The 19,334-nt window shown below is 60.6% G+C and carries 20 protein-coding genes; 8 read left to right on the top strand and 12 right to left on the bottom strand.

The features are described from left to right. Positions 1-42 precede the first annotated feature (42 nt). The 4 genes from AC4IHP_RS07970 to AC4IHP_RS07955 form a co-directional block, all read right to left on the bottom strand. Positions 43-1,071 carry a transketolase family protein gene (locus AC4IHP_RS07970; protein WP_460118647.1) on the bottom strand — a complete coding sequence of 343 codons (1,029 nt, stop codon included), beginning with the start codon at positions 1,069-1,071 and terminating at the stop codon, positions 43-45. Continuing rightward, positions 1,068-1,916 (bottom strand): transketolase, encoded by an 849-nt coding sequence (locus AC4IHP_RS07965; protein ID WP_460118649.1) that lies wholly within the window; start codon positions 1,914-1,916, stop codon positions 1,068-1,070. The genes AC4IHP_RS07970 and AC4IHP_RS07965 overlap by 4 nt, the downstream gene beginning before the upstream one ends. Positions 1,917-1,933: 17 nt before the next feature. Further along, positions 1,934-3,232 carry an MFS transporter gene (locus AC4IHP_RS07960; protein ID WP_460118651.1) on the bottom strand — a complete coding sequence of 433 codons (1,299 nt, stop codon included), beginning with the start codon at positions 3,230-3,232 and terminating at the stop codon, positions 1,934-1,936. A 100-nt stretch (positions 3,233-3,332) separates the two neighbouring features. Then, the gene (locus AC4IHP_RS07955; protein ID WP_490831386.1) at positions 3,333-4,082 is read right to left on the bottom strand and encodes an SDR family NAD(P)-dependent oxidoreductase; all 750 of its coding nucleotides are present in this window, start codon (positions 4,080-4,082) and stop codon (positions 3,333-3,335) included. A gap of 194 nt (positions 4,083-4,276) precedes the next feature. On the opposite strand from AC4IHP_RS07955, the gene AC4IHP_RS07950 reads away from it, so the two are divergent. Both AC4IHP_RS07950 and AC4IHP_RS07945 read left to right on the top strand, forming a co-directional pair. Beyond that, positions 4,277-5,194: a LysR substrate-binding domain-containing protein gene (locus AC4IHP_RS07950; RefSeq protein ID WP_460118655.1), complete on the top strand. Its 918-nt coding sequence runs from the start codon at positions 4,277-4,279 to the stop codon at positions 5,192-5,194. 182 nt (positions 5,195-5,376) lie between these two features. Further along, positions 5,377-5,661 (top strand): hypothetical protein, encoded by a 285-nt coding sequence (locus tag AC4IHP_RS07945; RefSeq protein WP_490831385.1) that lies wholly within the window; start codon positions 5,377-5,379, stop codon positions 5,659-5,661. Positions 5,662-5,860: 199 nt separating this feature from the next. On the opposite strand, the gene AC4IHP_RS07940 is transcribed toward AC4IHP_RS07945, so the two are convergent. Continuing rightward, the gene (locus AC4IHP_RS07940; RefSeq protein WP_490831384.1) at positions 5,861-6,769 is read right to left on the bottom strand and encodes a LysR family transcriptional regulator; all 909 of its coding nucleotides are present in this window, start codon (positions 6,767-6,769) and stop codon (positions 5,861-5,863) included. A gap of 134 nt (positions 6,770-6,903) precedes the next feature. Here AC4IHP_RS07940 and AC4IHP_RS07935 point away from each other — a divergent pair, with 134 nt between their 5' ends. From AC4IHP_RS07935 to AC4IHP_RS07925, 3 genes are all read left to right on the top strand, one after another. Next, positions 6,904-7,932 (top strand): alpha/beta hydrolase, encoded by a 1,029-nt coding sequence (locus tag AC4IHP_RS07935; RefSeq protein WP_490831383.1) that lies wholly within the window; start codon positions 6,904-6,906, stop codon positions 7,930-7,932. A 63-nt stretch (positions 7,933-7,995) separates the two neighbouring features. Next, positions 7,996-8,394 (top strand): cyclophilin-like fold protein, encoded by a 399-nt coding sequence (locus AC4IHP_RS07930; protein ID WP_490831382.1) that lies wholly within the window; start codon positions 7,996-7,998, stop codon positions 8,392-8,394. Positions 8,395-8,406: 12 nt separating this feature from the next. Continuing rightward, positions 8,407-9,168: a carboxymuconolactone decarboxylase family protein gene (locus AC4IHP_RS07925; protein WP_490831381.1), complete on the top strand. Its 762-nt coding sequence runs from the start codon at positions 8,407-8,409 to the stop codon at positions 9,166-9,168. Between the two features lie 39 nt (positions 9,169-9,207). On the opposite strand, the gene AC4IHP_RS07920 is transcribed toward AC4IHP_RS07925, so the two are convergent. Beyond that, positions 9,208-10,170 (bottom strand): cupin domain-containing protein, encoded by a 963-nt coding sequence (locus AC4IHP_RS07920; RefSeq protein WP_490831380.1) that lies wholly within the window; start codon positions 10,168-10,170, stop codon positions 9,208-9,210. A 98-nt stretch (positions 10,171-10,268) separates the two neighbouring features. Between AC4IHP_RS07920 and AC4IHP_RS07915 the strand changes: the two genes are divergently transcribed. Beyond that, positions 10,269-11,495, top strand: a complete 1,227-nt coding sequence (locus AC4IHP_RS07915) for an MFS transporter (RefSeq protein ID WP_490831379.1) — start codon at positions 10,269-10,271, stop codon at positions 11,493-11,495. Positions 11,496-11,500: 5 nt separating this feature from the next. Here AC4IHP_RS07915 and AC4IHP_RS07910 read toward each other — a convergent pair whose 3' ends face one another. Further along, positions 11,501-12,124: a TetR/AcrR family transcriptional regulator gene (locus tag AC4IHP_RS07910; protein ID WP_490831378.1), complete on the bottom strand. Its 624-nt coding sequence runs from the start codon at positions 12,122-12,124 to the stop codon at positions 11,501-11,503. A gap of 130 nt (positions 12,125-12,254) precedes the next feature. Here AC4IHP_RS07910 and AC4IHP_RS07905 point away from each other — a divergent pair, with 130 nt between their 5' ends. Next, entirely contained in the window at positions 12,255-13,472 is a 1,218-nt protein-coding gene (locus tag AC4IHP_RS07905; RefSeq protein ID WP_490831377.1) for an MFS transporter, read from the top strand. Between the two features lie 18 nt (positions 13,473-13,490). Here the strand turns inward: AC4IHP_RS07905 and msrA are convergent, their stop codons facing one another. From msrA to AC4IHP_RS07880, 5 genes are all read right to left on the bottom strand, one after another. Then, positions 13,491-13,997, bottom strand: coding sequence for a peptide-methionine (S)-S-oxide reductase MsrA (msrA, locus tag AC4IHP_RS07900; RefSeq protein ID WP_490831376.1), 507 nt, complete (start codon positions 13,995-13,997; stop codon positions 13,491-13,493). A 126-nt stretch (positions 13,998-14,123) separates the two neighbouring features. Next, positions 14,124-14,909, bottom strand: coding sequence for an enhanced serine sensitivity protein SseB (gene sseB, locus AC4IHP_RS07895; RefSeq protein ID WP_490831375.1), 786 nt, complete (start codon positions 14,907-14,909; stop codon positions 14,124-14,126). A gap of 35 nt (positions 14,910-14,944) precedes the next feature. After that, positions 14,945-15,406 (bottom strand): NUDIX hydrolase, encoded by a 462-nt coding sequence (locus tag AC4IHP_RS07890; RefSeq protein WP_490831374.1) that lies wholly within the window; start codon positions 15,404-15,406, stop codon positions 14,945-14,947. Positions 15,407-15,503: 97 nt separating this feature from the next. After that, complete coding sequence (locus AC4IHP_RS07885; protein WP_122699165.1) at positions 15,504-15,863, bottom strand: hypothetical protein; 360 nt, start codon at positions 15,861-15,863, stop codon at positions 15,504-15,506. 85 nt (positions 15,864-15,948) lie between these two features. Beyond that, positions 15,949-18,075 carry a TonB-dependent receptor family protein gene (locus AC4IHP_RS07880; protein WP_490831373.1) on the bottom strand — a complete coding sequence of 709 codons (2,127 nt, stop codon included), beginning with the start codon at positions 18,073-18,075 and terminating at the stop codon, positions 15,949-15,951. 189 nt (positions 18,076-18,264) lie between these two features. Here AC4IHP_RS07880 and ppk2 point away from each other — a divergent pair, with 189 nt between their 5' ends. Then, positions 18,265-19,080, top strand: coding sequence for a polyphosphate kinase 2 (gene ppk2 / locus AC4IHP_RS07875; RefSeq protein ID WP_460118683.1), 816 nt, complete (start codon positions 18,265-18,267; stop codon positions 19,078-19,080). The last annotated feature ends 254 nt before the right edge of the window (positions 19,081-19,334 follow it).

Here is a 19,334-nt window from a genome sequence, read left to right as displayed (position 1 = left end):
GAATGAGCGGCGCCTCGGATGGAGGCGCCGCTCATGATGGAGTTACAGCCAGGCCTTGATCTGTGCGCAAACGGCCGGCGTCGAAATCCCATAGCGATCATGCAGCGTCGGCAGGGCGCCGGCGTCGAGGAAGGCGTCGGGCAACGCGATCTGTCTGAAGGTCGGCGTCACGCCATTGCGCAACAACAAACCGGCGACGGCTTCGCCCAGACCGCCGATGATCGAGCTGTTCTCGGCGGTGACCACCAGACGCCCGGATTTACGTGCTTCGGCGAGAATGGTTTGCTCATCCAGCGGCTTGATGGTCGGCACGTGCAGCACAGCCACATCAATGCCGTCGGCCTGCAATTGCTTGGCCGCTTCCAGCGAACGCATGGTCATCAGCCCGGTGGAGATGATCAGCACGTCGTTGCCCGTGCGCAGGGTCTTGGCCTTGCCGATCTCGAATTGATAGCCGTACTCGTCCAGCACCAACGGCACATTGCCGCGCAGCAAACGCATGTACACCGGGCCTTGGTGAGCAGCGATGGCCGGCACGGCCTGTTCGATTTCCAGCGCATCACACGGGTCGACAATCATCAGATTGGGCATGGCGCGGAAAATAGCGAGGTCATCGGTGGCCTGGTGGCTCGGCCCGTAACCCGTGGTGAGGCCGGGCAGGCCGCAGACGATTTTGACGTTGAGGTTTTCCTCGGCGATGGCCATGCAGATGAAGTCGTAAGCACGGCGCGAGGCGAACACCGCGTAGGTGGTGGCGAACGGCACGAACCCCTCACGTGCCATGCCCGCAGCTGCGCTCATCAGCAGTTGCTCGGCCATGCCCATCTGATAGAAACGCTCCGGGTGCGCCTTGGCGAAAATGTGCAGGTCGGTGTACTTGGACAGGTCAGCCGACAAACCGACGATGTCTGCACGCTGCTCTGCCAGCGCCGCGAGCGCATGGCCGAACGGTGCCGAGCGGGTCGCCTGACCCTCGGAAGCAATCGAGGCAATCATCGCCGAGGTGGTCAGGCGCTTTTTCACCGGCGCGCCAGGAGAAGTCGAAGTCGCAGTATTGGCGGCGTTGCTCATTGGTCTTTTCCTTCTTCAAGGTTGCTCAGTGCCAGGTCCCATTCGTGCTCTTCGACGCGAATGAAGTGGGTCTTTTCCCGGTTCTCCAGAAACGGCACGCCTTTGCCCATTTTTGTGTCGCAGATGATCACGCGCGGTTGCCCGCCGGGGTGATTGCGCGCGGCATCGAATGCAGCGACCAAGGCGTCGAGGTCATTGCCGTCGACGCGCTGGGTGAACCAGCCGAAGGCTTGCCAGCGATCGACGATCGGTTCGAACGAAAGAATCTCGCTGGAGTAACCGTCGGCCTGCTGGTTGTTGACGTCGACGATGGCGATCAGGTTGTCGAGCTTCCAGTGCGAAGCCGACATCACCGCTTCCCAGGTCGAGCCTTCATTGAGTTCGCCATCGGACAGCAGGTTGTAGACGAACGAGGTCGAGCCTTTGCGCTTGAGGCCCAGGCAGGCACCGACCGCGATACCCAGGCCCTGACCTAGCGAGCCGCCGGTGATTTCCATCCCTGGCGTGTAGGCGGCCATACCCGACATCGGCAAGCGGCTGTCATCCGAGCCGTAGGTTTCCAGCTCGTCGAGCGGAATGATCTCGGCTTCGATCAGCGCTGCGTACAGCGCGATGGCGTAGTGGCCGATGGAGAGATAGAAGCGATCGCGCTGCTCCCATTCGGGATCTGTCGGGCGATGATTCATCGCATGGAAGTAAGACACCGCCAGCAGGTCAGCCGCGCCGAGGGCCTGGCCCACATAGCCCTGGCCCTGAACCTGGCCCATGCGCAGTGCGTGGCGGCGAATGTTGTGCGCGCGCTGGGTCAGGCTCAGCGATGCAGCGTGTGAAAGATTAGTCGTCATGATGAAACTCCGTTGACTCAACGATTGACCAAAGCGGCAGGAATACGCAGGACCAGACTGGCGCCGAGGAACAGCACACCGGTGATCAGGTACATGCCGATGGCGCTGGAACCGGTCAGGGTGGTGATCCAGCCGATCAGATAAGGCGAGCAGAACCCGGCGAGGTTGGCGAAGCTGTTGACCGCCGCGATGCCGGCCGCCGCAGACACGCCGCCGAGCAGCGTGGTGGGCAGCATCCAGAACAACGAGGTGGCGGACAGAATGCCGGAAGCGGCCAGACACAGGCTGAGGATCGACAAGGTCGGGTTGCCGCCCATCATCGCTGCCAGGCTCAAACCGATCGCACCGGCGATCATCGGCACGATCAGGTGCCAGCGGCGCTCGCGATGTTTGTCGCCACTGCGGCCGACCAGGAGCATGGCGGCGATGGCGCACAGATAGGGCAGGCTGGTCAGGAAACCGATGTGCAATGGGTCGGAAACCCCTGCATTACGCACCAGTGTCGGCAGCCAGAAGGTGATCGCGTATTGGCCCATGACCACACAGAAGTAGATCGCCGCCAGCAGCCACAAGCGCCGGTCGCGGATGAACTCGCCGATCGAGGCGTGGGTGACCTTTTGCTGGTCGTCTTCGGCCAGCTCGCGAGTGATCAAGGCTTTTTCTTCGTCATTGAGCCAGGTCGCCTGATGCACGCCGTCTTTCAGATAGCTCAGCACCAGCAGGCCGACGATGACCGTGGGCACCGCCTCGAGAACGAACATCCATTGCCAGCCGGCCCAGCCATGCACGCCGGCAAAGTGGTTCATGATCCAACCGGACAGCGGGCCACCGACCATGCCCGACAGCGGAATGGCGATAAACCACAACACGGTCATGCGCGCCCGGCGATAGGACGGAAACCAGTAGGTGAGATAGAGCAGCAGGCCCGGCGCCAGACCAGCTTCGGCGATCCCCAGCAGAAAGCGCAGGGCATAGAACTGCCAGGCGGTTTCGACGAAGGCGAACAGCGCCGAAACGATGCCCCAGGTGATCATGATCCGCGCAATCCACACCCGCGCGCCGACCTTGTGCAGGATGATGTTGCTGGGCACTTCGCAGAGGAAATAGCCGATGAAAAACACCCCGGCGCCCAGTCCGTAGACCGTTTCGCTGAGGGCCAGATCGTTCATCATTTGCAGCTTGGCGAAACCGACGTTGACCCGATCCAGATACGCGCACAGGTAGCACAGCATGAGGAACGGCATCAGCCGCCAGGCCGTTTTGCGGTAGGCAGAAGAGCGCACGGTCGAAACCGCTTCGAGCGACAGGGTAGTCATGATGGTCTGATCTCTTGTTTTTATTGACCGCCAGGCCATCAGGCCCGGCTGCGTCGTCGATCCAGAACCGCACGGGCCACGCAGGCCCGCCCAGAGTGACTCAGTGAATCAGCATGCCGCCGTTCACATCGAGGGTGATGCCGGTCAGATAAGCGGACAGGTCGCTGGCCAAAAACAGCGCAGCGTTGGCGACGTCCTGCGCTTGACCCAGGCGACCCAGCGGAATGCCGTCGATGATGGCGTGACGGCGGTCATCCTGCATCAGGCCACCGGTGATGTCGGTGTGAATCAGCCCCGGTGCGATGGAATTGACGCGAATATTGTCCGGCCCCAATTCCCGTGCCATGGCCTTGCCCAACCCCAGCACACCGGCCTTGGCCGCGCTGTAATGCGGGCCGCCGAAGATGCCGCCGCCGCGTTGGGCCGACACCGACGACATGCAGACGATGCTGCCAGAGGACTGCTGACGCATCAGCGGAATCACCGCCTGGGACATGAGCAGGGTGCCGCGCAGGCTGACGTCCAGCACTTTGTCATAATCAGAGCCGCGAATATCGAGGGTCTTCAGTGGCTGGGTGATGCCGGCGTTGTTGACAAGAATATCGATGCGCCCGAAGTGCTCGATGATGGTGGCGACGGCTTGCTGAACCTGCGCTTCGTCGGCCACGTTGGCCGCCAGGCCCAGATGACCTTCGCCCAGTGCTGCGGCGGCGTCACGTGCTGCGGATGCATCCAGATCGAGGATGACCACGCGAGCGCCGTGTTGCGCGAATGTGCTGGCGGTAGCGCGGCCAATGCCACGGGCAGATGCGGCACCGGTAATGATTGCGACTTTGCCTTGAAGAAGCATGGAGGATTCCCTCGAATTGTTTTTATTGGGTCGGTGTGTAAGTAACCGATGACTCAGCTTGTCCTCCGGGGCGAGCGTGAGCAATAACGCGGAAGTCACTCAATGCTGAAAAAAATTCAGCACTCGTCAGGCCGTTTCGCAAATGCTTGAATGAAACCGGTCCGTACATCACAAGAAATCACCACGGAGTCCCCATGCGCTCAGACACTGAGGCACCGATTATCCTGCCACCGCTGAAAGCAATTCAGGCCTTCGAGCAAACCGCGCGCTTCGGCAATGTCGCCAGGGCAGCGGAAGTGCTGGACCTGACCCCCTCGGCAGTCAGCCATCAACTGGCGAAACTTGAAGGGATGATCGGCCGGCAATTATTTGTTCGCGCCGCTCGGGGCGTCTCGCTGACGCCGGTCGGCGAGCAGTACCTCAAGGAAGTTTCGGGGATTCTGCACAGTCTCGCCGTTGCCACCGAGCGTGCGGCCAGCGATGTCAGCCTGGATTGCCTGCGCTTGCACTCGTCGCCAAGCTTCGGTCTGCTCTGGCTGATGCCGCGCCTGGAAGCGTTTCGCGCCAGTCATCCGGACATTCAGATCAACCTGTCGTGCTCGTATGAATCGCTGCACTTCAGTCGCGACAAGATCGACGTCGATATCCGCCACGGTTTGCCGAACTGGCCCAGTTATGAGGTGCGCACGGTCAGGAACGAGACATTCGCGGTGCTGACTTCACCGAAACTGCTCGCGCAACGCCCGGTGCGTGGCGCGGCGGATCTGCTTGAGTGCGATCTGATTCTTTCCGAGGCCACGCTGCTCAAATGGCCGCAATGGTTTGCCCAGCATGGTCTGGCGCGTCCGGAACGGCCTTACGCATTGAGCTTCGATCGCTCGTATATGTCGCTGGAAGCAGCCAGTCACGGCTTGGGTTTCGCGCTGGAAAGCACATTGCTTGCGCAGAAGTATCTGGCAGCGGGCACGTTGGTTGAAGTAGCGCCTGAATCACTGAGTGCTGCGGTGGCGGCGCACCATTTGGTGTATCCCAAGGCGCATTCGAGCTTTCCACGGGTGAGGCGTTTTCTGGCGTGGATGGAGAGCGAATTGGGCCACGAGTTCGCGTATTGAGTGGGGATCAATTGTTTCAAACTCTCTGAAACGCTCAAGGTCAATCCATTAACGGTCTTGATCATTCACGCAAGAACGCACTTTTCCGCGCGCCGCCGACCCACGAAAAAGCCAAAGGCTGAGCCGCCTGTTCTGCTCTGTGTTCATCGTTTCTTCAGGAGGGTCTGATTTATGGTTATCGCATGTCTGGGATGGGGATCACTGCTCTGCAAGCCGGGGAAGCGATGAGCGCCCGCAGCCAGGCGCAGATTGCCGCGATCTTCGATCAGCTGTTGGCACTGCGAGAAAGTGTCGACATTCTCCAGCACGTGGAGAGCGCTAGTGTCGAGTCGCTGCGTGGGCATCAGACCGTGGACGCCCCCGAGTCGCTGGATCTGGTGTTTCAGAAGCTGCATGAAGACATCGCCAGTATGGAGGAAACCCTGGCGACGATAGCCGAGGCTACCGGGGATGTGTCGAAGTTGTGAGGGGCGCGCGGGGTGGCATGCAGAGATGATTTGCCTGGTCTGGCGTCTTCGCGAGCAGGCTCGCTCCCACAGGGTTTCGCGTCAGATCCCAGAAGTCAATTGACTTACAAATCAGGTGGGAGCGAGCCTGCTCGCGAAAGCGCTGGGTCAGGCACTCACTCAGTTGGATGTGCCGACCCTATCGCGAGCAGGCTCACTCCTACAGCGGGGCTGGGTCTCTGACCACGCGCAGCGCTTCCACCACCAGGGAAAACGCCGGCGACGGCTGGCGGCGGCTGGGGTAGTAGAGGTGGAAGCCACCGAACGGTTCGCACCAGTCTTCCAGCACTCTGACCAAACGCCCTTCAGCCAGGTGCGCGCCGAACTCGTCTTCGGGCAGGTAGGCAATCCCTAAGCCGTTCACAGCGGCGTCGGCGATGTGCACAGTCGAATTGAACACCAGTTGGCCGTCGACCCGCACTTTCAACTTTTTGCCCTGACGCTCGAATTCCCAGGCATCGACACCGTCGTAGGTCGGAAAGCGGATGTCGATGCAGCGGTGCGCCGCCAGATCGCGCGGATGTTGCGGGGCAGGGTGCTGGGCAAAGTAGCTGGGCGAAGCGACCACGGCCATGCGCAGCGGCGAGCCGATCGGCACGGCGATCATGTCCTGGGCGACGGTGTCGCTGAAGCGCACACCGGCATCGAAGCGGTCGGCAACGATGTCGCGGAAACCATAGTTGATATCGAATTCGAGCTTGATGTCCGGGTATTGCAGCAGTAGCGGCGTCAGCTTGGGCAGCAGAGTGGTCTTGATGATGTTGTCGCCACACGTGATCCGCACGGTGCCGGCAGGCTTGTCGCGCAACTCGGTGAGAGCGTCCAGCTCGGCTTCGATTTCATCGAAACGATGACCCACGGTTTGCAGCAAGCGTTCGCCGGCCGCCGTCAGTGACACGCTGCGCGTGGTGCGGGTCAGCAGGCGAATTTTCAGACGTGCTTCCAGCGCCGAGACTACCTGGCTCACCGCCGATTGCGTCACGCCCAGTTGCACCGCCGCGCGGGTGAAACTGCCGCTGCGGGCAACGGTGACGAAGGCGAGCAGGTCGTTGAAATTGGGTTTGGCCATGGGCGCGCGCTCGGGTTTATTGATTAGCAGTGTTTATAACCGCATTAAGCACTCATTAGCTAATCAAAGCCTCGAGCCTGCGCAACAATACCTCCAACCCGGCCTCGCCTGGTTTCTCGATCAAGGACGCCCCCATGAAACGACTGTTCATACTGCTCGGGTTTCTCCTGAGTTCATTTACTGCATTCGGAGCTGACATGTCCCACGGTGCTGACAATTTTTTCAAGAGCGATAAGGTGACCGTGCAGAAGGTCAGCTTCAAAAATCAATATCAACTCACCGTGGTCGGCAACCTGTTTGTCCCCAAAGGACTCGACCCGGCAGCGCGCAGCGCGGCGATTATCGTTGGCCATCCGATGGGCGCCGTAAAGGAGCAGAGCTCCAATCTGTATGCGCAGAAACTGGCGGAGCAGGGCTTTGTCACCCTGTCGCTGGACCTGTCGTTCTGGGGCGAAAGCGAGGGCGCGCCGCGCAACGCGGTGCTGCCGGATATGTACGCCGAAGACTTCAGCGCGGCCGTCGATTACCTCGGCACACGGCCATTTATCGACCGCGAGCGCATCGGCGTGTTGGGCATCTGCGGTAGCGGCAGCTTCGTGATCAGCGCGGCGAAAATCGACCCGCGCATGAAAGCCATCGCCACGGTCAGCATTTACGACATGGGGGCGGCCAACCGTGACGGCCTAAAGCATTCGCAAAGCCTTGCGCAGCGCAAGCAGATCATTGCGCAAGCGGCCGAGCAGCGTTACGCCGAGTTCACTGGCGGCAAGGTCGAATACACCGGCGGCACGGTGCTGGAACTGAAAGCCGACACACATCCGATCCAGCGTGAATTCTTCGATTTCTACCGCACCCCGCGCGGCGAATTCACCCCGGCCAGCTCGACGCCGCAACAGACCACGCGGCCTACGCTGACCAGCAACACCAAGTTCATGAACTTCTATCCGTTCGTCGATATCGAGAGCATCTCGCCGCGCCCCATGTTGTTTATTGCCGGTGCCGACGCGCACTCGCGCGAGTTCAGCGAAGAGGCGTTCCGGTTGGCGGGACAGCCAAAAGAACTGGTGATCGTGCCGAATGCCGGCCATGTCGATCTGTACGACCGGGTCGAGCTGATTCCTTTTGCCAAGCTGACGCAGTTCTTCAAGAGCAACCTGAAGTAACTTTCACCGCGACGGAGCAAAGCGATGCGGATTTTTGCCAACGGCTGGAAGGGATTCGTTCTGATGGCTTGGCTGCCCTTTGCTCTGTCTGCACCGACCGCTATGGAGGACCGCACGATGTGGATGACTGTCGGAGAACACCGCTTTGCCATTGCCCTGGATGACAACCCGAGCACTCGGCAATTGCTCACGCGATTGCCGTTGAGCCTGGACATGGCCGACCTGCACAGCAATGAAAAATACGCCACCGTGCAGCCGCCATTACCTACCCAGCCCTACCTGCCGGGCACGATCCACAACGGCGATTTCCTTTTGTATGGCGACGATACGCTGGTGGTCTTCTACCAAACCTACGATTCGTCTTACCGCTATTCGCGCCTTGGTCGCATCGACCGACCGCAGGACTTGGCCGAAGCCTTGGGGCGCGACGGTGTGCGGGTGACGTTCACTCTGCATGAGTGAGGAGAGTCATTGATGAACCGGAAATCGTTAAATCAAGGGCGTCTTCTGCGCATCGTGGCCCTCGGCTGTGCGGTCCTCGCCAGCGCAGCCTGTGTGAATCCTCTTTGCGCCAATCCTTCCCAATCACCGGAGAAACCGATCATGCAAGAACAGCCTCTGACGCTTAAACAACTGGCGATCGCCCCGATTGCCGCCAACGCCGCAATCGGCGACATGCCGCGTTTGCACGACGCACTCGATCAAGGTCTCGATGCCGGGCTGAGCATCAGTGAAACCAAGGAAATTCTGGTCCAGCTGTACGCCTACGCCGGGTTCCCGCGCAGCCTCAACGCCTTGTCATTGCTGATGAAGGTTTTGCAGGAACGCGCTGCTCGGGGCATCGAAGACGTGCCGGGACGCGAGCCGGGTCCGGTTCCGTCGGGATATGCGCTCACCGAACTCGGCACCGACAATCAGACCCGTCTGGTCGGCGCGCCAGTCGCCGGCCCACTGTTCGAATTCGCCCCGGCGATCGATCAGTTTCTGAAAGTGCACTTGTTCGGTGACATCTTCGCCCGCGACAACCTGGCATGGACGGATCGGGAACTGGCGACGGTTGGCGCACTGGCGGCAATGGCTGGGGTGGAATCGCAGCTGGAGTCACATTTGAAGATCAGTCTGAATGTCGGGTTGACGGTTGAGCAGTTGCGGCAAGTAGCGCAGGAGTTGGAGGCGCGTGGGGATTTGCAGGCTGCTGAGCGGGTGGGCGCGGGGCTGGACAAAATCCAGCGGTGAGGGCGGCTCGGATTCATTGCCGCCCTGTTAATGCAATTCCTATAGTGCGCGCTGGCGCCGACTCGCTCCCGGCGAGGCACCTGTTATGCGCTTGAAGGCACGACTGAACGCCGCTTGGGAGGTGTAGCCCAAGCGCTGCGCCACTTCTTCGATCGGCAGTCTTTCCAGTGTCAGCCACTGACTGGCCAAGCGCATCCGCAGTTCGGTGGCGTAGCGCAGCGGCGGGGTGCTGAGGGTGGTCTGGAAGCGTTCGGCGAAGACCGAGCGTGAGGTGTTGCACAGCGTTGCCAGTTCGGCGACGCTCCAGTCGCGGCCCGGTTGTTGGTGCAAGGCCAGCAAGGCCTGCGCCAGGCGTGGGTCGCGCAGGGCGGCGACGAGACCGGAGGCATTGCCGCAAGCGCATTCGACCCAGCCACGAACAATCATTGCCGCCACTACGTCGGCAAGGCGAGCGAGAATGCCGGCGAAGCCGATGCGCGCTGCGCTGACTTCGCGTTCCATGGTCGCGAGAATCGGCATGAGTCCCGGATAACGCTGGCCGCCTGCGTCGATCAGCATCAGTCCCGGCATCAGCCGACCGAGGCCTTGCAGGCTGCCGAGTTCGAACTCCATACAGCCACTGAAGAGCAGGGCGCTATCGGGCGAATCGGCGCTGTGCCCGACCTGCACCGCGCAGACCGTATCGCCCAGTGGCGCGGCGACGGCGCTGTCAATGTCCTGCACCTGGGCGCCCGGGTCTGACAGCAACTGGTGCGCGGCACCATGGGCAATGAATACCGCATTGCCCGCCGACAATGCGTACAGGCTGCCGTCCTCTAGTCGCAACACCGTCGATCCAGCAGCGACGAAGTGGAAATACGCATGGCCGGATTTGTCGCTGAAACCCAGGCCATACGGTGGACCGGCGTGGATCCGCCGATACTGCACGCCACGCAGACGCATGCTGCGCAGCAATTCTGTGATCAGGTCTGAGGACACGGAGAAGGGATCGGTGCTGCTCATGTTCGGGGTTTCGATCAAAAGTTCAAGACTTCGCATCATAGATCATCCGGTTTGCCGTCAATAGACTGCCCTCTTGAAATGTCCGAGGGAGTCTGGAAATGAATGAATGTGTATGTGATGGGCGAACTGAACAGGAGCCGCTGGTGCCTGCGTGGATGGCGGTTTTCTCACTGGCGATGGGGGTGTTCGGTTTGCTCACTGCGGAATATCTGCCGGCCAGCCTGCTGACACCAATGGCGCTGGATCTCGGCGTCAGCGAAGCGCTGGCCGGGCAAGCCGTGACCGTGACAGCGGTGGTCGCGCTGTTTGCCGGATTGCTCGTACCTGGGTTGACGCGCAGCCTTGATCGGCGCTTGGTCTTGCTCGGTTTCTCGGCACTGATGATCGCGTCGAATCTGCTGGTGGCGTTGTCGTCCAGCCTCGCGGTGTTGCTGATCATGCGCATCCTTTTGGGTATAGCCCTCGGCGGATTCTGGAGCATGGCGGCGGCCGTGGCGATGCGCCTGGTGCCGGCGGCGCTGCTGCCCCGCGCGTTGTCGATCATCTTCAGCGGGATCGCCGTGGGTACCGTGGTGGCGGTGCCGTTGGGCAGTTATCTCGGCGGCCAGTTTGGCTGGCGCAGTGCGTTTTTCGCAGCTGCAGCGGTGGGCGTGGTGACGCTGATTTTTCAGATGTTCACGCTACCCAGTCTGGCGCCGCATCGTCCGTCACGCCTGCGCACGGTGCTGGAGGTGTTGCTGCGACCGGGCATTGCCGTCGGCATGTTCGGCTGCGTATTGGTACACACCGGTCACTTTGCGTTGTTCACCTACATCAGGCCATTTCTGGAAAGCACCACCGGCGTCGACGCGCAGACCTTGGCACTGATGCTCCTTGGTTTCGGCGTGGCGAACTTTGCCGGCACGCTGTTCGCCGGCTGGCTGTTGCAGCGCAATCCACGCGCAACACTGGTGCTGATGCCGGTGTTGGTGGGCGTTGCTGCTCTGGCGCTGGTCGGGTTACCGGCGTCGCTCACCGGGCAGGCGTTGCTCTTGGCGCTTTGGGGGATGGCCTTCGGTGGCGTTCCGGTGGCATGGTCGAACTGGGTGGCGCGCTCGATACCCGATCAGGCCGAAAGCGCAGGCGGCATGGTTGTGGCGTCCGTGCAGTCGGCGATTGCCGCAGGCGCCGCCGCCGGTGGTTCGGTGTTCAGTTTCAGCGGTATCAATGGCGTGTTTGTAGCGGCTGGAATGCTGATGTTGCTGGCCGCGCTGCTGATTGCACTGAAGGTCAATGTCGATGTGCCGGAGCCGGGTTCGGCGCCGGTGGCACCGGTGCATTTGTGATCTGATCAATCCGCCTTACGCGAGGCGGCAATGTCCCAGGTCTGCATGACCTGAGTGATGGCAGCATCAATGTTCTCCAGCGCGGTATTGTCTCTGGCGAGGATGGATATGCCCTGCAGGAAACTGTCGAATACCGTCGCCATCGCCGCCGTACTTGTGCCGCTGGCCAGCTCGCCGGCATTCACAGCGCGTTCGACGCAGGCTTGAATGCCGGCACGGGTGCGCTGCCGTGAGCGGGTCAGGGCTTGCGCCACATGGGCGTTTTCCGGGCTCGGTGCGCTCATGACACCGAGGGTAACCATGCAACCCTTGGGGTGCGTGTCGTCGCATTGCATGCGTGCCGACCGGCGCAAAGCGGTCTCGATCGCCTGGCGTGGTGGCAGGCTGTCGTCCCACAGGCACTCGGTGACTTGCGCATAGGTGGCTAAATAAAGTTGCACGCATTCATCGAACAACGCTTCCTTGGATCCGAACGCGGCGTAGAAACTAGGCGCAGAGATACCGCCACCCAGGCCTGCCTTCAACTGGGCCAGCGATGTCGCGTCGTAGCCGTGTTGCCAGAACAGTTGCAGAGCCTGATCGACGGCGTCGTCGCGATCAAACTGACGGGGGCGACCGGTTCTCGCCATGACCTGACTCCTCATTGATTTCATATAAAGACTAGTCGATACAGAAATTGTTGACAACGCTGCGCATGCACCCTCAGGATCTAGAACGATCGGTATTTAAATCTGATTCGGTTTTTTCGAGGAGCTTCCAGTGACACCTTCAATCACCTTAACGGCTACGCCAAAAGGCCTGCCCATCGGCGCTTTGCTGGCGCTGGCCATGACTGGCTTCATCTGCATCGTCACCGAAACCCTGCCGGCGGGCTTGCTGCCGTTGATCAGTGAAGCCCTGGCGATTTCGCCGTCCATGGCTGGGCAAATGGTTACCGCGTACGCATTGGGTTCCGTACTGGCGGTGATCCCGATGACCATCGCCACCCGGGGCTGGCGGCGCCGCAACGTCCTGCTGCTGACGATTGTCGGTTTCCTGCTGTTCAATTCGATTACCGCGCTGTCGTCGCACTACGGCGTGACGCTGGTCGCGCGGTTCTTCGCCGGGGTTGCGGCGGGTTTGGCATGGAGTCTGTTGGCCGGCTATGCGCGACGCATGGTTGAGCCCGAACAGCAGGGCAAGGCGTTGGCACTGGCGATGGTCGGCACACCGATTGCGCTGTCGCTGGGCGTGCCTCTGGGTACGTGGCTCGGTGGGCTGGTCGGTTGGCGCACTACATTCGGCCTGATGTCGGCGCTGACCTTGGTACTGATCGTCTGGGTGCTGGTGAAAGTGCCCGACTACCCGCCGCAGCCGGCCCATCAACGCCGATCGCTGAGCAAAGTCCTGACTACCCCGGGCGTGCGTCCTGTGCTTGCAGTGGTGATCAGCTGGATGCTGGCGCACAACATTCTCTACACCTATATCGCTCCGTTCGTTGCGCCGGCGGGCATGGCCGAGCGGGTGGATGTGGTGTTGTTGATCTTCGGCATCGCCGCGCTGGTCGGGATATGGCTGACGGCGAAGCTGGTCGAGCCGCTGCTGCGCTCGACTGTTCTGCTGAGTTTGGCGACCTTTGCCGCCGTCTGCGTGGCGCTGGGTTTTGGCGGAGGCAACCCAGAGGTGATTTATCTCGCCGTGGCGGTATGGGGTTTGACCTTCGGCGGCGCGGCGACGCTGTTGCAAACGGCGCTGGCTGACGCGGCGGGCGACGGAGCGGATGTCGCCTTGTCGTTGAATGTAGTGGCGTGGAACAGCGCGATCGCTGGCAGCGGTGTCGTCGGCGGCGTGCTGCTCGATCAGTGGGGCGTTGCCTCATTTCCGTGGGCCATGCTGGCACTGGTCGCTATCGCCTTCGCCATTGCCTGGGGTGCCCGGGCCCACGGTTTCAAGTCGGGCCCGCGATCTGTAGGAACTTCGGTGGTGGCGGGGCATTGAACCCCGCCAGCAGCTTTTTCAACCGCGCTTCGGCAGTTTCCAGTTTGGTCGGATGAAGTGGCAGGTGTAGCCGTTCGGAATGCGCTCCAGATAATCCTGATGCTCGGGTTCCGCTTCCCAGAACGGCCCCGCCGGTTCTATTTCCGTAACCACTCGGCCCGGCCACAACTTCGATGCGTCGACATCGGCGGCGGTGTCCTCAGCGACGGCGCGCTGCTCGTCGTTGCGGTAGTAGATCGCCGAGCGGTAGCTCGGGCCAAGATCGTTGCCCTGACGGTTAGGCGTACTCGGGTCGTGGATCTGGAAGAAGAACTCGAGGATCTGCCGGTAGCTGATTACCGCCGGATCGAATTCAATCTCGATAGCTTCGGCATGGTTGCCGTGGTTGCGATAAGTCGCATTCGGCACATCGCCGCCGGTGTAGCCGACGCGGGTCTTGAGCACGCCGGGGTAGCGGCGCAACAGATCCTGCATACCCCAGAAGCAGCCGCCGGCGAGAATGGCAGTTTCGGTTTGAGTGGTCATGGTGTGTGCTTCCTCTCGGAGACGATGGGGGATACCCACTGTTATGAGGGCGAGTTGAGAGAATCCAAGGTCACGCTCATCAGAATCGACGACTGGCCCGCTGATCAAGCGGCCTGCAGGCGACTGTCAACCAAAGCCAAAGAACGAACGCAGCTTGCTCGGTGCCTTGCGTTCGTAGAATGGCTTGGTCTCCTTGAGAAAGTAATCACTCAGCCCGGTTTGTCCCGTCAGCACGCGGCAAAAATCAACCGGCCCGCCATCAGGGGCCGTGTCCGCAGCGACATTGCCGGCTTCGCGCATGACCTGTTCGATATCGCCATCCGCTTCGATGCCGACGATCAGGTGCGGCTTTTCATCAACCGAGGCGTCGTGCATCAGCGCCAGGAACGCGCGTTTCACATTGGCGTGTTTGGCCAGCAGTTGCGAGAGCGAATGGACCATCGTCGATGGGTAGTCCGAAGGCTGTCCGAGCAACACGTTGGTTTCTTTTTCGACGGTACGCTGCGTGGCGGGCCGGCCAATTTCGCCTGAGAGCAGGCGTTGCACTTCATCCGGAAGGAATTCCTTGCCGTACGGCGACTTCGGATTCAGAAAGAGCAGTGCGCCCAACGTGATTTCGAATAATGATCGGGCAGGGATTTCTACGTAGCTCTGCTCGCTGTCGATGGATTGTTGCAGCGTGGGCAGTGAGGAGAAGAACGGAATGACCGGCGTGCCATCGGGCTTCTGCCAATGAGCGATGCTGATATTGCTGCCGGCCTCGAGATTGACATGACCTTGCGCCGCACCGGCGGTGCCGAGGATGTAGACGGTCGAATCCAGCAGGGTGCGATAGAACTCAGGGCGATGCGCGGGTTCGTCAGCGGCCAGTCGGAGTGATGTTTCCAGAGAGTTTTCTTGGGAAGTATCCATGAGATTAATCCGTTATTTTCAGTGGAGAGCGATGATTACCTGACCGACTCGAAGATGCCTGCATTCACCAGCATTTCATCCAGCTTCTCGGGCCATATCTGATCGTCGATGCCTCGTAGCGATTCAGCGGACCACCAACGATGATCGGCCATGACCTCGGTTTCTTCCTGAGTCCAGCCAGCTCTGGATAGCCGCTCGCTTGGCGTATGCACGACGAAATATTGTTCGACCGCGAGTACAGTTTCGCCGCTGGGTAATAGCATGGAAAAATCACGGTGAGCTACAGGTCCGTCAACCGTGAGGACCTCAATACCGGTTTCCTCACGCAACTCACGTATTGCAGCGTCATGGAATGTCTCACCGGCCTCAAGGCCGCCGCCTGGGGTTGCCCAGTAATTTCTGCCGGCCAAGGCGCCGTTCTCATGGATGAATCTGAAAAGCAGAACTTCTTGCGAGGGACTTATGACCAGTAATCGTGCTGCTTTGCGTTCGCGCATCTACATCTTCCTTGAAGGGCTTGCCACTGCTTGTTGCGTTTCGGATTCGTATTGCAAGAGGACGTCGGGCTGGCAAAAGCTCCTTATTGCACAGCCATTAAAGACCACCCAACCCGCTGAACCATGGAAAAACAACGCCAGATTCATGGCCTTTATATGCTGACCTCGCCCGCAATTGTCTGCGACAACGAAGCCAGCTGATGATCGCCGGTATCGCCAATAGCGTCAAAAACCACTGGAAAGCATTGCTGGACTGAAGCGCGAGGGCCAGAAGCACATTGATCAGCAATGCCCCAAGAATCGCGACGTTGTACTTGATGTGCCGACGTTTGATCGCAACAAATTCTTCCCAGTCGTAAATCAACCAATCGTGGGAAAACTCTCCGCACTCAGGGCATTTATGCGTGGGCGGAAGGTTATCGGTGGTGAACCCACAATCAGGGCAGCAGACTGTCATTGAGCGAACCTTCCGCAAGCTGTCTCATATCGCTAGCCAGCGTAGTGCAGATTGGCTGGAGTTGTCCGTCTACAGCCAACAGGCCTCACAACAAACTCCACGAAACCCCAACATAAACCCCCATCCCTTCACCCGGTGTCGACCGCGCGGCATCCAGACCTTTGTCGTCATACCCCGGCGTGACCGTTGCCGCATAACGCTTGCCGGTCAGGTTGCGCATGTCGACCCAGCCTTGCCAGTCGCCCTTCGGGGCGTTGTAGCCCAGCGTGGCGCCGAACAGGGCGTAGGGGTCGGCGTAGTAGCTGTTGGCGTAGTCCACGGCAACTTTGGACACCAGTTGCGTGTTCACGGCGGCGAAGAAACCCTGCGGCCAGTCGTAACGCAGTTCGCCCTGGTAATAATGCATTGGCAGGCCCGGCAGGCGGTTGTCGCCGAAGCGTTCGTCGTTGCGGTAGTGGAAGTCGCTGAAGGTGTAGGCCTGGCGCAAGCTCAACTGGCGGCCGTCAGCGGCGGTCCAGAGTTTGCTGTTGAGGCTGGCCTCGATGCCTTGGTGCACTGTCGGGCTGGCGTTGAGTTCGTAGGGCGTGACGGCGTTGGCGTCCGGCAGAACCGAGAGCAATTCGTGACGAACTTGCGCGTAGTACCAGGCCAGGCTCCATTCGCCGAAGGCGCTGTCGCCACGGCCGCCGAGTTCCAGGGTGGTCGCGGTCTGGTTTTGCAGTTTGATCGGGTCGCGCTGAGTGCCGGTGGCGGCGCCGCTGCCGGCAGGGAAGCGCACGTTGGAGCTGTAGATCAGCGACCACGGGTGCGGTGCTTCGACGGAGCGGCTGAGGTTGCCGAACACTTGTACGTCCGGGGTGATGTGATACCGCAGGCCGATGCGCGGTGCATAGTCCCAATCGCTGAGACTGGTTTTGCCGCCACCCTGCGGATAGGTCACGGCGCTTTCGCGGCGGGTGTAGATGGCGGCGAGGCCGGTGGTCAGCCACAGGTCGTCGGCAATTTCCAGATCGTTACCGAAATGCAGCACGGTATCCGAACCCTGATAAGTGAAATTACGCATTCGCGTGCCGGGGGCATAGCTGGCGGTGTTGCCACTCGGGATTCGCACGAACTCGCTGGCGCCATCGTTGGGCAGGTGCTTGGTCACGCGCAGGCCGACATTGCTGCGGCTTTCCATGCCGAACAAAGTGTCGCGGCGCTTGTAGTCGAAGGTGCCGCTGACGTCGGTGTATGCCACCTTCAGCCGGTTGGGGCCTTCGCGCAGATCCATCGGGTAGTCGTGGTAGGCGAGGCCGGTCTGGATGCTCGAATCGTCATCGAGATAGAACGTGGTCTTGTTGCCGATGAAGGTACTGCCGGGTTGCTTGCGGCTGTCATCGCGGGCCACATACGCCGGGTTGGCTGCCCGTGGGCTGTGTTCGATGGAATGCTTGGTCACGCGACCGGCGAGGTCGTTGTCGGTTTCGCGATAGCGGAAGTAGAAGCGGGTTTCCAGATTCGGGTTGAAGCGATAGCCGAAGTTGGCGATCAGGCCTTTGCTCTCGCTGGCGGTGTGGTCCTGATAGCCGTCGGCGTTGGCATCGGTCAGGGACACGTAGTAATCGAAATCTCCCAGCACTTGCCCGGAGCTGACCTGGCGCTGCTGATAGCCATGGCTGCCGGTGGCGTAGCGCACTTGCAGCTTTGGCGCGGTGTAACCGGTGTGGCTGACGTAATCGATAGCGCCGCCCAGTGCCAGCGAGCCGCGATCGAAGCCGTTGGCGCCGCGCAGCACTTCGACATGGTCGACCCACAGCGGCTCGAGCAATTCATACGGCGTGCCGCCGGGGCCGGTGAGGGGCAAGCCATCCAGCATCGTGTAGAGCCCCGAGGCGTGGGCGCCGGGTGCGCGGTTGATGCCTGAACCACGGATGGAAATCTTCACACCTTCGTTGCCCGCCGACTGGGCATAGACCCCCGGCTGATAGGCCAGCACGTCCTGATTGCTGGCAACGCGGCCCTGCAACGGCTGGCGCATATCGACCACGTTGGTGGCGCCGGCTACCTGTTCGAGGCGTTCCCTGGCTTCTTCGGCCGAGGCATCGGTGCCACTGCGCTGATCCGCCGAAATCAATACCTGCCCCAGCTCCAGACCTTGGGTCTCGGCCATCACTGGGCAGGCCAGGGCCAGACCGAGCAGGGCAGTGGGCAATGATTTGGGCGACGGCATCGAGAAACTCCAGCAAACAGGGGATCGGGCAATGAACAGTGCGACGTCGGAACAAACCCAGGAAACACATGGCGACAGGGCTTTTTTGCCCGGTGATGGCAAACAACCCGGCGTCAACTAACCTCACGGATCAGGGCCATCGGGTCAATAAACAATTTCAGCGGGCTGTTGAAGCGCGAGGACAGGTTCATGGCGAAAGACAAGAAGAAACCTGCAAAGGCAATCGAACGTCCACGCTTGAAAAACAAGGACTATCTCGAACAGCTGCGCAAGCTGCACATTGAACTGGTCAAGCTGCAGGAGTGGGTCATCGCCAAAGGTGTCAAGGTGTGTATTGTTTTCGAAGGCCGCGACGGTGCGGGCAAAGGCGGGGTGATCAAGGCGATCACGGAACGCGTCAGCCCACGGGTGTTCCGGGTGATGGCATTGCCGGCGCCAACCGATCGAGAAAAAAGTCAGATGCATGTACAGCGCTATCTGCCGCATCTGCCGGCGGGCGGCGAGGTGGTGATTTTCGACCGCAGTTGGTACAACCGCGCCGGCGTCGAACGGGTCATGGGCTTTTGCACGGAAGAACAGGCCGACAAGTTTCTCAAGTCGATCCCGTGGGTAGAAAACGCTATCGTCGATTCGGGGGTGATCCTGCTCAAGTACTGGCTCGAAGTCAGTCCGGAGGAACAGACCCGCCGGCTCGAAGCGCGAATCAATGACGGGCGCAAGATCTGGAAACTGACACCCATGGATCTGAAATCCTACAGCCGCTGGTATGACTACTCACGGGCGCGGGACGAGATGTTCAAACATACCGATACCGATTGGGCGCCGTGGAGGGTTGCCGATTCCAATGACAAACGTCGTGCACGGCTTAACATCATCACTGATCTGCTCAGTCGCATTCCCTATGAAGAGGTGAAGCGCGACAAGGTCGAGTTGCCGAAACGGCAGAAGCCGGGCAAGTATCGGGAGCCGGATTATCCGTATAAGCGGGTGGCGGAGCGGTTTTGACATTTGCGGGGTTTTTGGGGGCTTGGCGGCCTTTGGGCCGACCAGGCTCTTGGGGTTTTGGGTGTATATCCGTTTTTTCGGGTGTTGCGGCTGGCGGTTTCGCCCTTACGGCGAGTCACCTTTTCCAAACGCCGAAAAGGTAACCCAAAAGGCTTGCTCCTACGTTCGGCCCCTCGCGGGCTCGGGGTTCCTTCGCTCCGGGATCGATCCTGGCGCAGCGGCTACGGTTTGCTTCGCTGCACCTCCTTCCGCTG

The organism is Pseudomonas sp. UF-293 (assembly GCF_058245595.1).
This window is presented reverse-complemented; position numbering and strand designations above follow the sequence as displayed.

What these genes read in the sequence shown, in the direction of transcription:
- AC4IHP_RS07930 (WP_490831382.1), top strand. Translation starts at nt 7,996, where the DNA reads ATGGCTTGGCTGCCCTTTGCTCTGTCTGCACCGACCGCTATGGAGGAC.
- AC4IHP_RS07970 (WP_460118647.1), bottom strand. Translation starts at nt 1,071, where the DNA reads ATGAGCAACGCCGCCAATACTGCGACTTCGACTTCTCCTGGCGCGCCG.
- AC4IHP_RS07920 (WP_490831380.1), bottom strand. Translation starts at nt 10,170, where the DNA reads ATGAGCAGCACCGATCCCTTCTCCGTGTCCTCAGACCTGATCACAGAA.
- AC4IHP_RS07890 (WP_490831374.1), bottom strand. Translation starts at nt 15,406, where the DNA reads ATGCGCGAACGCAAAGCAGCACGATTACTGGTCATAAGTCCCTCGCAA.
- msrA (WP_490831376.1), bottom strand. Translation starts at nt 13,997, where the DNA reads ATGACCACTCAAACCGAAACTGCCATTCTCGCCGGCGGCTGCTTCTGG.
- AC4IHP_RS07950 (WP_460118655.1), top strand. Translation starts at nt 4,277, where the DNA reads ATGCGCTCAGACACTGAGGCACCGATTATCCTGCCACCGCTGAAAGCA.
- AC4IHP_RS07945 (WP_490831385.1), top strand. Translation starts at nt 5,377, where the DNA reads ATGTCTGGGATGGGGATCACTGCTCTGCAAGCCGGGGAAGCGATGAGC.
- AC4IHP_RS07965 (WP_460118649.1), bottom strand. Translation starts at nt 1,916, where the DNA reads ATGACGACTAATCTTTCACACGCTGCATCGCTGAGCCTGACCCAGCGC.
- AC4IHP_RS07915 (WP_490831379.1), top strand. Translation starts at nt 10,269, where the DNA reads ATGAATGAATGTGTATGTGATGGGCGAACTGAACAGGAGCCGCTGGTG.
- AC4IHP_RS07940 (WP_490831384.1), bottom strand. Translation starts at nt 6,769, where the DNA reads ATGGCCAAACCCAATTTCAACGACCTGCTCGCCTTCGTCACCGTTGCC.
- AC4IHP_RS07880 (WP_490831373.1), bottom strand. Translation starts at nt 18,075, where the DNA reads ATGCCGTCGCCCAAATCATTGCCCACTGCCCTGCTCGGTCTGGCCCTG.
- AC4IHP_RS07955 (WP_490831386.1), bottom strand. Translation starts at nt 4,082, where the DNA reads ATGCTTCTTCAAGGCAAAGTCGCAATCATTACCGGTGCCGCATCTGCC.
- AC4IHP_RS07960 (WP_460118651.1), bottom strand. Translation starts at nt 3,232, where the DNA reads ATGACTACCCTGTCGCTCGAAGCGGTTTCGACCGTGCGCTCTTCTGCC.
- AC4IHP_RS07910 (WP_490831378.1), bottom strand. Translation starts at nt 12,124, where the DNA reads ATGGCGAGAACCGGTCGCCCCCGTCAGTTTGATCGCGACGACGCCGTC.
- AC4IHP_RS07935 (WP_490831383.1), top strand. Translation starts at nt 6,904, where the DNA reads ATGAAACGACTGTTCATACTGCTCGGGTTTCTCCTGAGTTCATTTACT.
- AC4IHP_RS07885 (WP_122699165.1), bottom strand. Translation starts at nt 15,863, where the DNA reads ATGACAGTCTGCTGCCCTGATTGTGGGTTCACCACCGATAACCTTCCG.
- AC4IHP_RS07925 (WP_490831381.1), top strand. Translation starts at nt 8,407, where the DNA reads ATGAACCGGAAATCGTTAAATCAAGGGCGTCTTCTGCGCATCGTGGCC.
- sseB (WP_490831375.1), bottom strand. Translation starts at nt 14,909, where the DNA reads ATGGATACTTCCCAAGAAAACTCTCTGGAAACATCACTCCGACTGGCC.
- ppk2 (WP_460118683.1), top strand. Translation starts at nt 18,265, where the DNA reads ATGGCGAAAGACAAGAAGAAACCTGCAAAGGCAATCGAACGTCCACGC.